Source organism: Milkweed yellows phytoplasma str. MW1, from assembly GCF_000309485.1.
Lineage (GTDB): Bacteria > Bacillota_I > Bacilli_A > Acholeplasmatales > Acholeplasmataceae > Phytoplasma.
Genome location: NZ_AKIL01000046.1, coordinates 1 through 14,682 on the forward strand (window position 1 = coordinate 1; position 14,682 = coordinate 14,682).

10 protein-coding genes are annotated in these 14,682 nt (G+C 28.9%); all 10 read right to left on the reverse strand.

Features of this window, described 5'->3' with window-relative positions; genetic code table 11:
• Window positions 1–117: 117 nt before the first annotated feature.
• The 10 genes from aspS to secA all read right to left on the reverse strand — a co-directional run bounded on the left by aspS (window position 118) and on the right by secA (window position 14,630).
• Window positions 118–1,869: an aspartate--tRNA ligase gene (gene aspS, locus RI76_RS01055; protein ID WP_017192279.1), complete on the reverse strand. Its 1,752-nt coding sequence runs from the start codon at window positions 1,867–1,869 to the stop codon at window positions 118–120.
• Window positions 1,853–3,133: a histidine--tRNA ligase gene (gene hisS / locus RI76_RS01060; RefSeq protein ID WP_026072033.1), complete on the reverse strand. Its 1,281-nt coding sequence runs from the start codon at window positions 3,131–3,133 to the stop codon at window positions 1,853–1,855. The genes aspS and hisS overlap by 17 nt, the downstream gene beginning before the upstream one ends.
• Window positions 3,134–3,140: 7 nt before the next feature.
• Window positions 3,141–5,375, reverse strand: coding sequence for a RelA/SpoT family protein (locus tag RI76_RS01065; RefSeq protein ID WP_017192281.1), 2,235 nt, complete (start codon window positions 5,373–5,375; stop codon window positions 3,141–3,143).
• A 57-nt stretch (window positions 5,376–5,432) separates the two neighbouring features.
• Window positions 5,433–6,575: a tRNA 2-thiouridine(34) synthase MnmA gene (gene mnmA / locus RI76_RS01070; protein ID WP_017192282.1), complete on the reverse strand. Its 1,143-nt coding sequence runs from the start codon at window positions 6,573–6,575 to the stop codon at window positions 5,433–5,435.
• 33 nt (window positions 6,576–6,608) lie between these two features.
• On the reverse strand, window positions 6,609–8,420 hold the full coding sequence (locus RI76_RS01075; protein ID WP_017192283.1) for a nitrilase-related carbon-nitrogen hydrolase: 1,812 nt from the start codon (window positions 8,418–8,420) through the stop codon (window positions 6,609–6,611).
• Between the two features lie 66 nt (window positions 8,421–8,486).
• Entirely contained in the window at window positions 8,487–9,161 is a 675-nt protein-coding gene (locus tag RI76_RS01080; protein ID WP_261974328.1) for a YitT family protein, read from the reverse strand.
• A gap of 117 nt (window positions 9,162–9,278) precedes the next feature.
• A complete protein-coding gene (prfB, locus tag RI76_RS01085; RefSeq protein ID WP_026072035.1) occupies window positions 9,279–10,379 on the reverse strand; it encodes a peptide chain release factor 2 in 1,101 nt (366 codons plus the stop codon).
• Between the two features lie 688 nt (window positions 10,380–11,067).
• Complete coding sequence (locus RI76_RS03145) at window positions 11,068–11,226, reverse strand: hypothetical protein (protein ID WP_017192287.1); 159 nt, start codon at window positions 11,224–11,226, stop codon at window positions 11,068–11,070.
• A gap of 114 nt (window positions 11,227–11,340) precedes the next feature.
• Window positions 11,341–11,547 (reverse strand): hypothetical protein, encoded by a 207-nt coding sequence (locus RI76_RS01090; protein WP_017192288.1) that lies wholly within the window; start codon window positions 11,545–11,547, stop codon window positions 11,341–11,343.
• 578 nt (window positions 11,548–12,125) lie between these two features.
• Window positions 12,126–14,630 carry a preprotein translocase subunit SecA gene (gene secA / locus RI76_RS01095; RefSeq protein ID WP_017192289.1) on the reverse strand — a complete coding sequence of 835 codons (2,505 nt, stop codon included), beginning with the start codon at window positions 14,628–14,630 and terminating at the stop codon, window positions 12,126–12,128.
• Between the last annotated feature and the right edge of the window lie 52 nt (window positions 14,631–14,682).

Below are 14,682 nucleotides of genomic sequence, written 5' to 3' on the forward strand. Positions count from 1 at the left end.
TATCTCTTTTTAATATTTATATTTTTTCTATATCAAAATAAGATCATTTTCTTTCTAAAAGTTTTGAGATAGAAAAAAAAGATCCCTTATTTAGGGATCTTTTAATATTATACTATTTTATTTCTTTTCAGCGTCCTTTTTTAATTGAATATTTAAAACATCTAATTGTTCTTGATCAACTAAACTAGGTGTTTCCATCATTAAATCTTGAGCACTTTGAGTTTTAGGGAAGGCAATAACATTTTTAATATTATTTGTTTTAGTAAATAACATCACTAAACGGTCTAATCCTAAAGCAATGCCTCCATGTGGAGGAGTGCCGTATTTTAGAGCTTCTACTAAAAAACCAAAACGATTTTGAATTTCTTCTTTACTAAAACCTAATTTTTGAAACATTAATTCTTGCGCGTGACTTTGATAATTTCTCAAAGAACCTCCGCCAATTTCATAACCATTCCACACTAAATCATAAGCTTGAGCTTGAGCTTTTTCAGGGTGTTTTTCTAAAATATTAATATCTGAAGAGGCTGTAAAAGGATGATGCATAGCGTAATAACGATTATCTTCTGAATTAAATTCAAATAAAGGAAAATCCACTATCCACAATAAAGATTCTTTATTAGGGTCGATTAAATTCAAATTATGACCTAATTTATTTCTCAAAAAACCTAATGTTTTTAACAAATGATCTTCTGAAGAAAGACCTTTTAAATCGTTACTAATAATAAAGCACCATTCGCCTTCTTCTAAAAAAGAAGCATCATTAACAAATTGACTTAAATTACCTTTTAAATTATTGTCTTTTTTTTTAAAAAGGTTTAAATTTAAATTAAATTGGGTTTTGATCAAATGTTTATATTCTTCTATTTTTTTTCTTGTTAAAAGGTTTAAAGAAAGGGAAGAATTTAATTTAATCCCTTTAATGGTTTTCTCGTTTCCTTCTGTATTAACGAAATCTTCTTTAAAATAAGCATTTAAAGGTTCGATCTTTAAATCAAACCTTAAATCAGGTTTATCTGAACCATACAAGTTCATAGTTTCTTGGAAAGACAGACGTTCTAAAGGAGTGGTTAAAGGCTGGTTTAAGATTTTGGCAAACAAATTCGTCATAATCTCTTCAGTTAAATTCATTAAATTTTCTTGACTGAAAAATGAAGTCTCAATATCTATTTGAGTAAATTCTGGTTGTCTATCTGATCTTAAATCTTCATCTCTAAAACAACGAGCTATTTGGAAATATCTTTCAAAGCCAGAAATCATATATAATTGCTTGTAAATTTGCGGAGACTGAGGCAAAGCGTAAAAATGATGAGGATGAATGCGTGAAGGAACTAAATAATCTCTCGCCCCTTCAGGAGTTGATTTTGATAATAAAGGAGTTTCTAATTCAAAAAATTTATTATTTAAAAGAGTTTGTCTAATGTTTTGAGTAATTTCGTGTCTTTGAATTAAAAAACTTTTTTTATCTTTTTTTCTTAAATCTAAATAACGATATTTTAAACGATAATCTTCTAAAGCTTCGTTTTTTTCCACAATACTTAAAGGTATGTGCTCCGCTTCAGAAAGAAAAGACATTTCTTGCACTAAAACTTCGATTTCCCCCGTCATTAAATTAGGGTTTTTATTGATTCTTTCTATCACTTCACCTTTAACTTCAATCACTGTTTCGATTTTAGTCAAAGCAATTTGTTGATGTTGAGGATGATCATTAAGTACCACTAATTGAACTATCCCCGAAACATCTCTTAAATCAATAAAAAGTTTATTACCTAAATTTCTTTTTCTTTCGATCCAACCTTTTAAAAAGACTTGTTCGCCTTTTTGGTTAAGGGTGATCTCGTTATTATCGTAACTATATTTTGTTTTCACTTGTTAATTCCTTTATTAAAAAATTGATTGTTTGTTCTGGTGATAATTTATATTCTTTTTTTTCTGCTATATTTTTAACTGTTAAGACGTTATCTTTTAATTCTTTTTCACCAATAAAAAGAAGGTATTTAGGATTAGTTTGTAAAGCTTTTTTTAACTTTTTATTGAAATGACCTGTTTCATAATTCATGTTAGTTTGTAGACCATGTTGACGGATTTTTTGCATCAACATAAAGGCCGGTTTTAAAGCGTCTCGGTCTAACGCTAATAAATAAACATCTAAAACAGAGGAACTGACATCAGGGAACAAATGATTCTCTTCCATGACAATCATTAAACGTTCTATTCCTAAAGCAAAACCAATACAATGAGTTTTTTTACCACCAAAAACTTCGGTTAATTCGTTATAATTTCCACCGCCGCCTAAAACTAAATCATTTTGGTTAGCGTCGTCATTATTGGTAATTTCAAAAACTGTATCTGTGTAATAATCTAGACCTCTTACCAAAAGATGGTCTATTTCGTAATTAACCCGAGCTTCTTTTAAAAGTTCTAAAACATGGTCAAATTTATTTTTAGCTTCTACAGAAAGGTGATCTAAAATTAAAGGAGCTTTTTTTAAAACATCTTTTTGGGAACATTGTTTACAATCAAAAATACGTAAAACATTTTTTTCTTTTCTTTCTAAACATAAACTACATAAATTTTGAGTATTTTGGTCAATATAATTCTTAAAAATAGTTAAAAAATTTTGACGAGTAGGGAGGTCCCCTAAAGTGTTGATTTTAATTTTAACATTCTTGAGCCCTAAAGTTAACAAAGATTCATAAGCTAAAATAATAACTTCTACTTCGGATAAAGAATTAGGCACACCAATGGCTTCAACGCCTATTTGATGGAATTGACGATATCGACCTTTTTGTGGCCTTTCATAACGAAAAAAAGGACCTAAATAATATAATTTAGTTAACTCGTTTTGATGATCCAATTTATTTTCAATATAACTTCTAATAACAGAAGCCGTCCCTTCCGGTCTTAAAGCTATTAATCTACCTTTTTTATCGTGAAATTGATAAGTTTCTTTCTTAACTATATCGGATTTTTCGGTAGCACGATAAAAAACTTCTTTATATTCGATAATAGGAGTTCTTATTTCCTGAAAATTGTACGTTTCAAAAAGAGTTTTAAGCTTCTTTTCGATAAATTGCCATTTAGACATCTCATCATGAAATAAATCGTGAGTTCCTTTTATTTTTTTAACCATAAACCTTTTAATTTGTTCCTCTATAAATTTGATAAACATTAGATAATTGTAATAAATGAGAAATTAATTTTTCCATTTCAGAAATATTTTTTACTAGTATTTGCAGTTTAATAGTGGTTTCTGATAATTTATTATTATTAATAATGTTTATTTTAGAAATATTAATTCCTAAAACATTAGCTTTATCAGTAATATTAGCAATTAAAGAAGAACTATAAGAACCAATAATGAAAAGCCAAGTGGCGTATTTTAATTGATAATTTTGGTGCCAATGAGCGACAATAAGACGGTTAGAATCGTATTGTTGTAAATTAACGCAATCTTTACGGTGAACGTTGGTGCCTTTATCTTTAGTAATAAAGCCCACTATTTTTTCATCAAAAATAGGATTGCAACAATTCGCTAATTTTAATTTAGTTTTATCTAATCCTTCAATAAAAACACCTGTTTCGTTTTCATAAGTGAATTTTTTCAAGTTTTTTGAAATTTGTGATTTATCGTATTCTTTTCTCATTTCTTCAAAAGAATTTATTTTAGCGAGCACCACATCAGGAGTGATTTTTTTTCTTCCCAAAGTTTCATATAATTCATTAACATTTTGAATAGATTGTTTGTGAAAACTTTTTTTAACAAAATTGTGGTCAATTTTAAAATCTTTCTTTTGCGCTTGCAATTCTTTTTCTAAAATTTCTTTACCATTTTGGATTAAAGTTAAAACTTCTTTTTTCTGTTTATTTAAAAAGTTTTTAATGAATTTTTTAACATAAGAAGTTTTCGCTATCTTCAACCAATCCTTATGCGCTCTAAAAACGTTTTTATTTGTTTTAATAGAGATAATATCGCCGTTTTTCAGCTTATAATCAAGAGGAACGATTTTTTCGTTCACAATAGCGCCTGTCATGGTAAAACCAATCATAGAATGGATACGGAAAGCAAAATCAATAGGCGTGGAACCTTCTGGAAATGCGAATACTTCTTGTTTCGGTGTAAAAACATAAACATTTTCGCTTAAAATATCATTTTTAATAGAATCTACGAAAGTTTTGGAATTTTGTAGAGATTTATATTTAGTATCTTTGGTGATTTTAATTAAATCTTGGTACCATCTTAGTTTTTGCGTTATTTCCAACTGTTTATTGTCTTTGGAATAAACTTTGTTTTCTTTATAGCCCCAATGGGCGGCGATTCCTTTTTCGGCAATTTCATCCATTTCTTTAGTTTTGATTTGGATTTCAAAAATAGAACCATCTTTGGCTAAAACCGTGTTATGAAGGGCTTGGTATAAATTAGGCTTTGGAACAGCGATATAATCCTTAAATCTCCTTGGTAAAGGAGAATAATGAGCATGAACAATACCTAAACATTGATAACATACATCTAATTTATCCACAATAATACGAACCGCTAATAAGTCAAAAATTTCGTCAAAACTAACTTGCCCTTGGTTCATCTTTTTATAAATACTATAAATATTTTTACTACGTCCACTAATGTAAAAATCAACAATGCCGGACTTATAAAACAAAGATTTAATATTTTTAATAATATTTTTGATAGAATTTTCGCGTTCATTTTTTTTAGCGTTAATTAGGTTAGAAATGCGGTAATATTCTTTAGGGTTCATATATCTAAAAGTTAAATCTTCTAATTGAGATTTAATTTTAAAAAGACCTAAACGATGGGTTAAAGGAACATAAATATCTAATGTTTCTTGGGAAATATGTAATTGTTTTTCAGGCTTCATTTCTTTTAAAGTCTGCATATTATGCAGTCTATCTGCTATTTTTACCAAAACTACTCTAATATCATTAGCCATAGCTAAAAAAAGTTTTTGATGATTTTCCACTTGTCTTTGTTTAGGGTTAAAACTAAGTTTAGCTAATTTAGTGGTTCTTTTCACTATATAAGCCACATCTTCCCCTAAAAAATCTTTTAATTCATCAAAAGTTAAATCCGTATCTTCTAAAGAATCGTGTAATAAACCAGCCATTAAAGTATTGGGTTCACTATTCAAATCAGCTAAAATAATAGCAACAGAAATAGGGTGAATAATGAAGTCTTCACCCGTTACTCTTTTTTGATTTGTATGTTTTTTTTTAGCCAATAAATAAGCTTGATTAATTTTATCTAAGACTGTTTTTTCATGAATGTATTTTTTTACTTTTTGCATCAATTCTTGAAATAAAATTTCTTCATGAACTTTTGTTTCTATGTTATGGCTTTCAGTAGTATTAAAAAGCACTTTAATCACCTATTTTTTTAAATTTTTAAAACATATTTTTAAAGGATAAAAAAATGTTTAAACATATGAAAGTTTTTTCTCTTGATAATAAACTTCTTTAATCATTCCTGCTCCTATACAAAAATCATCTTTATAAAAAGCCGCTATTTGCCCTGGCGTGATAGCTTTGATTTTTTGGGGATAATAAACTTTTAAAGTTGTTTTATCCAACCAAACAAGTTCCACTTCTTGATCGGGTTGACGATAACGAAATTTAGCCATCATCTTCATTTTACCATGATTTTGATAAACATCATAATTTCTCCACACGACATCAATGATTAAAGTTGAATCGCTATAAAGGTAAGGGCTGTCATAACTTTGGTCCACAAACAAAGTATTGGTAAGCAATTCTTTACCCACGACAAACCAGGGAGCTTGATTTTCTTGAGTAACCCCTAAATTAAGTCCTTTTCTTTGCCCAATAGTATAATTAAAAATGCCTTCATGTTCTTGTAAAAACTTGCCATTCATATCTTTAATAGGACCTTTTTTAGCAGGAATATAATTTTTTAAAAAAGAACTGAATTTGCGTTCTCCGATAAAACAAATACCAGTGGAGTCTTTTTTTCTCGCTGTTATTAAAGAATTTTTAGCGGCGATTTCTCTGACTTCTTTTTTAGTCATTTTTCCTAAAGGGAAAAGGATTTTATCTAATTGTTTTTGTTTAAGTTGAGATAAAAAATAAGTTTGGTCTTTGGTATCGTCCCAAGCTTTAGTTAAGATGGGTTGACCTTTTTTATGAGTAATATTGACATAATGCCCCATAGCGATAAAATCAGGATTGAATTGTTCGGCATATTTGATAAAAGTGAGAAATTTAATTTGATTATTGCATAAAACATCGGGATTAGGGGTTAAATTTTGTTTTAATAATTTTAAAAAATACGAAAACACTTGGTCCCAATATTCTTCGGAAAAATCAACTTGATGAAATTTAATATCTAATTGTTTAGCGATGGCAGCAGCATCATTCAAATCGGCTGTTTGCGGGCAAACATCATCATTAATATTAGGATTACCTTGAACATCATAATTCAAACTACTATCCCAATTGCGCATAAAAATACCTTCTACCTCATAACCTTGTTGTTTTAATAATAAAGCCGTAACGCTACTATCAACTCCACCTGATAAACCAACAATCACTTTTTTTTTCATATTCTATACTTCTATTTCTATAAATTACGTTTTTCACTCTTTTCGTTGGAAATTAATAGGTAACTTAAATTCCGTTCTTGGTGAAAGGCTATTTTCTAAAATTTTAGGTCCTGGGGACATTTGTTGCCTTTTGTATTGTGCCTGATAAAAAGTTTTTAAATAATTTTGCACTAAAACTAAACTTTCTTCCTCATTTAAAGAGAAAGTGTGTTTGATTAAAAAAGCGATTTTTGCTTTAGAAAAATTATTTTTTAAATGATGATATAAAATAAAATCTTCTATGATGATATTAGGGGTTAAAAATTTTTCTATCTGTTCTTGGTAAAAAACTTTTAATTCAGGAGTGATAGAAATGATAGGTTTATTCAAATGGAAAAGAATTAATTCAATCATGAAAGTTTGGGTTAAACCAACATTAACATTATACAATTGATCATAATAATGGATTCTTTCACTTACTTTTCCTAAAGCCGTATCTGACAAATTATCACTTTCTAACACTAAAATTTGTGAATCGTCCAACATCAGAGGATTTGGGGTAAATTTACTTAAAGCGTGATGAATCAATTCTTTGCTTAACCATTCTTTAACTTGGGGTTGGCGATCCTCATTATCAAGAAGAATATTTTTAATCCCTAAGTTGTTTAAAAAGTTTTTAATCAATGCAACAAAATCAGGTTGAAAATCTTTTTCATCTTCCATAATCACAATCAAATCATCTAGTGTTTTTTTACTAGCTTGAAAACTTTGTACGACTGCCAAAAGGGACAATAATTCGTTTAAACGCGAAGCGAATTTTAAAATCACTTTCAAATTTTTAATATGTGATATTTTACTTTGTAAAGATAAAAACTGAATATGGTTCGCTAGTTTTAATTGTTCCTCTAAATCCTTCATTTCCACGAAAGGTTTTTGGTGGAAAGGTTTTTCAAATTCATAATTATCATATTCTTTAATATTGAAATAAGCTTTCAAAAAAGGATATTCTTTGCCGATTTTTTGATCACCTAAAGTGGTATCAATTCTTCTTTGGTGTTTGATAGAATCAATACAAACATCAACGACTAAACTAGTATCATCTTGGTTAAATAAATCTTTTTCACCAATTAAATTACCGAAAACAGCGGCTATTTTATGGTTAGAAAAAAGGACATCAGTAGATGATTCTGTAATTCCACTACTAGTGTAAAAATAACCACCAATATGTTTGCGAGAATGATTAATAACCGCATTTGTGCGCATTTCTTTTTTACCGATATGTTCGGTAGAAGAAGATAAGTTAAAAATTAATTCCGCTCCATTTAAAGCTAATAAATCGCTAGGAGATTCAATAGTCCATAAATCTTGACAAATCTCCGCCCCAAAACTGATATCGAATTTTTTATTAATAAATAAAATATTACCGACAGGTACTTTTTGTCCTAAAAAATCAATCTCTTGTGTTTGGATAGTTTTGCCAGAATGAAACCATCTTTTTTCGCTAAATTCTTTATAATTAGGAATAGTGTGTTTAGGAACAATGCCTAAAATTTTATCTTTTTGAATTACCACAGCGACATTGAATAAAACTTCTTCCAAAAAGAAAGGCATTCCTGCTAAATAAACTCCTTCAAAAGTGGTTTTTTCCATGATAAATTTTAAAGATTCTAAAACTTCCTGATAAAAAGTAGTTTCAAAAAATAAATCTCCAGCTGTATAACTACTTAAACATAATTCAGGAAATAAAACAAAGCTAGCTTTGCTATGGTTAAGAACTTTAAGAATACTTTCAGCATTTTTAAAGGGATTCCCGATGTGCAAATCAGGATTGGATAATTCTATTTTAATAAAACCGTTGTGATACATGGGTTGAAAAACCTTCCTAATATTGAGTTTTAATGAGGTGTTTTATTTTCAGAATTGAAGACTTTTTTATTTGTTATCGGCAATATCAACATTAATTTTATTTTTCTTTTCCATGATATAACCAATAATAATGATAGTTATAAAAGACAATAATAATCTAATCCCGGTTTCCAAAAAAACCGCTCCATCAAATTCTTTTTTATTTTCCATACTTTTTAATAAAGAATCAACTGAAACTAAAACACCATCAGTCATAAATAAAATAATAATGAAATTAATTTGAAACTTTTCTTTTAAAAGTTTATGAAAAACATCCATTCCTCCAGTATTATAACCGTGGTTTCGAATGTTTGCCAACGTAGTTCCAATCAGAAGACCGCTCATCAGAGAAGCAATAACTAATTGAACGTACATGTTTTTTATATGTAATAAATCAAAAATCTTACCTTTATTCTTGTCAGTTAACAAATCAAAAAGAGGAACGCTGACGATTAAAATAATAACTAAAAAAGCGGTTTTAGTGAAGAAGTCTTTACCAAAAACTTTCCAACCAACTATTAAGGAAAATACTTGAGTGAGGAAAATAAAAACAGAAATATTAGAAAAACTTGTTGAAAATAAATCAGGTTTAATAAATTTGTCCATCAACATAGCTACGCCATTCATTCCTCCTGTGTTTAAATTAGTAGAAATTAAAAAGAAATAAATAGCGATAGATAAGACAATATCATTTAAAATCAAACTTGTCCATTTTTTAATGTTATCTTTCTTATTGGAAACATTGGTGTCCATAAATAATTATTATATAAAAAGATTGAATAATCTTTTTATGCCCTTTCTAATGAGAATTTTTTATTATTAAGAATCGTTTTTTTGCCTCAAAAAAGCGTTAATAAAATCGTCTAAAAAACCATCCATTACAGCGTCAATTTGAAAATATTCATAATTGGTGCGATGGTCTTTTACCATTTGATAAGGGTGAAAAACATAACTTCTAATCTGAGAACCCCAACTAATATCTTTTTGTTCTCCGTTAAAGTTTTTTTTACTTTCTTCTTGTTCTTTTAAAGCTATTTGTAATAATTTGGTTTTTAAAATTTGTAAAGCTTTTTCTCTATTTTTAATTTGACTTCTTTCGTTTTGGCAAGTCACGACAGTGTTGGTCGGTAAATGAGTAATTCTTACGGCAGAATCGGTTGTATTAACATGTTGTCCGCCAGCTCCACTACTGCGATAAACATCTACTTTGATATCTTCATCTTTAATCTCAATTTGAATATCTTCGTTAATTTCAGGTAAAATCTCACAAGAAGCAAAAGAGGTGTGTCTTCTTGCGCCGGAATCAAAAGGAGATACTCTCACCAAACGATGAACGCCTCTTTCAGCTTTTAAATATCCGTAAGCGTACGGACCTTTAATCAAGATAGTCGCCGTTTTTAAACCCGCTTCTTCGCCTGGTTGAGAATGAAGGATTTCGTATTGAAATTTTTTTCTTTGAGCGTACTTTTGGTACATTCGTGTTAACATTTCGCACCAATCTTGCGACTCGGTTCCGCCAGCACCTGAATGTAAAATTAAAATAGCGTTATTTTCATCGTAAGGTTGATTCAATAAAACTTCAATTTCAAAATCTTTAATTTCTTTTTGAATTTGTTTTAACTCTTCAATAAGGAAAAGCAAATCCTTATCGTTTTCATTTTCTACTAGTACAAATAAAGTCGCCAAATCATCGTATTTTTTCTTTAAAGAATTAAAATTAGAAATTTTATTTTGTAGTTGATGAAGTTTTTGACTAATATCAATAGCGTCTTTATTTTCGGTCCAAAAATTAGGTTTTTCCATTAAAGCCATTAAATCGTCTATTTGTTTTTTCTTGTTTTTTAAATCGATTTTTTGTTCTAAATTGTGCAAAACAATTTGCAAAGCGGTTAGAGTTTGGTTAATTTCATATCTTTCCATTTCGTTTTTCTCCGTGTTAAAATTTTGTCCTTTTTTATGCAACGAAGGATTATCAAAAGCTTCTTTTTACAATTAGAATATTTACAAATATTCTAATTGTAAAAAAATACTAACACTAAGTAAAACTTCTTTTTCATAAGAAAGCAAATTATTTTTAATTTTTATCTGAAAATTTTGTCATCGCTTGGGAAATTGTAAGAAAAGAAAAACCTACATCTCATATCTTAATAATTAAATATTTATCATATAGGCGTTTTGTTTAATAATTTTTTTAAATTTCATTCATATAAGTCTTTGCGAGGATTAAAACTAAAGGAATGTGCCGCCCAATTGGCCAACTCATTGAAAAGGATATATTAAAAAAACCACTCCATGAGAATTAGTTAATTGATGGCTTTTTCAACCCATGAATTGTTTTCAGAAATTTTTAATATATTATTTTGAAATTGCATAACTTCGTAAAAATGTTTTTTTACCATTTTGCATTTTTTTCTTTTGTAAGGAACGGCGATGAATGAATAATCAATTCCGTTCAGAAAATTATTAATTTGTTTAAAATAGCCGTTGAATTTACTTAACCTATGTCTAGAAAAAACTAAATTAAATTTTTGTTTTTGCCAGATTTAATTTGAATACGAGTTTTGCCGTTAATCAAAATATCATGTTCTACATTGTGACTGTTGCAGATCTATTCGATCTTATCAGAGTTTGAAGAATCTTCTTGAATGTTTTTTACAATTAATTCTTCTAATTTTAAAGAGTTGCAACTCGCATAATGAAAAAAATCATGAATTTTTTTTAATTTGGCTTCCAAATTGTTCAACATTTGAAGAGTTAATGTATACATTTTTCAAAACCTCTTCGGTTAAACAATCATAATCAGGATTTATTTCAATACCGATATAATTTAAATTAATCCTTTTAGCTACTAATAATTCTGAACCAGAACTTACAAAAGGGATTAAAACATTTCCTGGTGTGTTTTTTGAATAACTAAATTAATCATTTTTTCAGTTAAGACTTGAGGCTTTTGTGTAAGATAAACTATTGTATCGTGTTTTAAATGTTTTTTTAACTCTTTGGATGGTAAAATTTTATTTTCACAAGTTCGGCAAAAAAATCTTTCTTTTAAACTGGCTCCACCTGCTAAAGCAGGTATTTTAATCACATCGTGAGGTAAAGCGCCTTTTTCATGAACTTTATAAGTAGTGGTTTGGTTGCCGAATTTTCCTAAAGTTTATTTCCTTTTTTGACCAGAAAAATTAAAATAAGCTGATGTGTAAAGTTATCTTATTTGATCGATATAAAGTTTTGTTTTTTGTTAGTTCCAAAGGGATAAAATGGATTTTCATAAGAATTTTGTTAAAATTTAGAAGAAGGGTGTTTTGATTAGTATTATCCCACGCTAGGAGGATCCGGCGATAATAACTTCAAAAGTTTGTTTAATTTTAGGGATGACTTTGAAAAAACATCTCCTAAAATCACTTCAGTAAGCCTATCGTCTTGTTAATAACGGAATAATTGACTTCAGATGTTAAAAGTGAGTTTTGTTCTTTATTAACTAAATCTAAAAAACGATTACTTTTATAAGGAACAATAGGGGTTTTATCTTTTTGTTTTTATTCACTTTATTCTCCTTCTATCGGATAATATCTTTTTCCACAAATACTAAAAATATTTTCAAAAAATAAAAATTCTTTTAAAAGACTGTTTTAAATTATGTTCATTTGTGGGGTATAAAAAAGTTTAATTCCAAGGTTTTCTAGAGCCTCTAATTTTTCTATTTTTCCTTTTCGTAGTATTGTCTTCAGAATCAGAGCGGTTGAAAATTAATTGTTCTTGAAAGGATTCCACTAATTGGTCGGTTAAAGCGGAACTTTTTAAAATAGTTTTCGTTACTTCAAGGGCTATATTTTCGATCATTTGGTTGAAAAACTTTTGCCCTTCTTCTTGATAAACTACTAAGGAGTTTTGTTGACCGTAACTTAAAAAATTAATTCCTCTTCTCAAAATGCTCATATCATTAATATGACGTTTGAAATAAGAATCTACTTTTTGTAGCATAATGTATCTTAAAACATAAAAATACTGCTTATCATCAATAACTTGTAATTTAGCTTTTTGCTCTTCCAAGAAAGTCGTTACTTTTTTTTTCACCACTTCTTCTATTTCTTTAGAAGATAAAAGAAAACGCGGTTCTTCTTGAGTTTGGAAATCTTGGACCGTAAAAGTATTGGGAAGGAAAAATAAAGTTTCTAAATAAGTAATAAATTCTTTAATACCTTCATCATCTTTATTGGTCATTTTATTTTTTAAAAAGTAATTAATATTACTGTTTAAAGTTTTATTCATTAAGTTTACAACTAAAACATCTACTTCTTCAGATTTTAAAATTTCTTTTCTTTGTTGGTAAATGATTTCTCTTTGCAATCTTAAAACAGAATCAAATTGTAAAACAAATTTACGGTAATCATAATTAGAAGATTCGATTTTTTTCTGAATGTTAGTCACAAAATTACTAAACATTTTTAAAGTGATAGGTTCATCAGAACCACTGTTGTTTTGTAACATAGCGATAATTTTTTGCATTCTGTTACCGCCAAAACGTTTCACCAAATCATCATCAGTGGAAACGAAAAAGCGAGAAAAACCTGGGTCGCCTTGACGTCCAGCACGTCCTCTTAATTGGTTATCAATCCTACGTGCTTCGTGTCTTTCGGTCCCTAAAACAGCTAATCCGCCTAATTCAACTACTCCTTCGCCTAAACGGATATCAGTCCCACGACCAGCCATATTAGTAGCGATAGTGATAGAACCTTTATGTCCAGCTTTAGCGATAATTTCTGCCTCTTTAGAGTGGTTTTTAGCATTAAGAACTTCATGTTTAATTTTTCTTTTTTTCAAATATTTAGCTATTTCTTCGGAAACTTCCACTGTTGGCGTTCCGATTAAAATAGGTTGTTGTGTAGCATGCCTTTTTTCAATTTCGCCTAATAAAGCTTGCCATTTTGCTTTAGCAGAAGCGAAAACATAATCAGGAGCGTCTTCTCTAATCATTGGTTTATTAGTAGGAATTTCCACTACTTTCATTTTATAAATATTAACGAATTCTTTTTCTTCTGTTTTAGCTGTTCCTGTCATGCCTGACATTTTACGGTAAATTCTAAAGAAATTTTGGTAAGTAATAGTGGCGGCAACTTCTGTTTCTTCTTTAATAACACATCCTTCTTTGGCTTCGATCGCTTGATGTAAACCATCACTGAATTGACGACCATTTAAAATCCTACCAGTGAATTGGTCAATAATTAAGACTTGTCCTTTATCCACTAAATAATCTTTATTTTTTTCCATAATAAAAACGGCTTTTAAACTGTTTTTAATGTGGTGCAATAATAAAGAGTGAGAATTATTGTATAAATTAGTTAATTGGAAAAAAGCTTCAGCTTTGCGTACGCCTTCTTCAGTTAATTCGATGGTTTTAGATTCTAAATCGATCATATAATGTTCTGGTTTTAAGCTTTTTACGAAACGATCAGCATCACGGTAAAACTTTTTTCCTTGTTGAGTGCTACTTGAAATAATTAAAGGAGTTCTGGCTTCATCAATTAAAATAGAGTCTATTTCATCAATAATAACATAGTTATAATCACGATGCATCATTAAATTATTAATATCAGTTTCCATATTATCTCTTAAATAATCGAAACCTAATTCACTATTAGTAGAATAAAGAATATCAGCTTGATAAGCTAATTTTTTTTCAGGAATGGTTTTATCTTTAGTATTTAAACCCACATTCATGCCTAAAAAACGGAAAATATCGCCTATTTGTCCTTCGGCTTCACGACTAGCTAAATATTCATTAACTGTCACGATATGAACTGAATCACCACTTAAAGCGTTTAAATAAGCTGGTAAAACAGAAGTTAAAGTTTTACCTTCTCCGGTTTTCATTTCGGCTATTTGGCCTTGATGTAAAACGATAGAACCTAAAAGTTGTACGTAATAAGGTGTTAAACCAGTTATTCTTCTGGAAGCTTCTCTCGCCAAAGCGTAAGCTTCCACTAATAAACTATCTAAAGAAGCACCTTCTTGAAAACGTTGTTTTAATTTTTCTGTTTCTTTAGGAAAATCCTCATCTTTTAGTTGTTGCATCTCTTCTTCTAATTTTTCAATTTTAGTAGTTATTGCTTTCGCTTTTTTTAAATATTTATTTGAAGAATCAAATAATTTTGTAAGAAAACTTAACATGTTTATATAAAACCTTTCTTGAAAAAATAATTGATCGATTATTTTTTTTATT

What these genes read in the sequence shown, in the direction of transcription:
- hisS (WP_026072033.1), bottom strand. Translation starts at nt 3,133, where the DNA reads ATGGTTAAAAAAATAAAAGGAACTCACGATTTATTTCATGATGAGATG.
- mnmA (WP_017192282.1), bottom strand. Translation starts at nt 6,575, where the DNA reads ATGAAAAAAAAAGTGATTGTTGGTTTATCAGGTGGAGTTGATAGTAGC.
- RI76_RS01075 (WP_017192283.1), bottom strand. Translation starts at nt 8,420, where the DNA reads ATGTATCACAACGGTTTTATTAAAATAGAATTATCCAATCCTGATTTG.
- prfB (WP_026072035.1), bottom strand. Translation starts at nt 10,379, where the DNA reads ATGGAAAGATATGAAATTAACCAAACTCTAACCGCTTTGCAAATTGTT.
- RI76_RS03145 (WP_017192287.1), bottom strand. Translation starts at nt 11,226, where the DNA reads ATGTATACATTAACTCTTCAAATGTTGAACAATTTGGAAGCCAAATTA.
- secA (WP_017192289.1), bottom strand. Translation starts at nt 14,630, where the DNA reads ATGTTAAGTTTTCTTACAAAATTATTTGATTCTTCAAATAAATATTTA.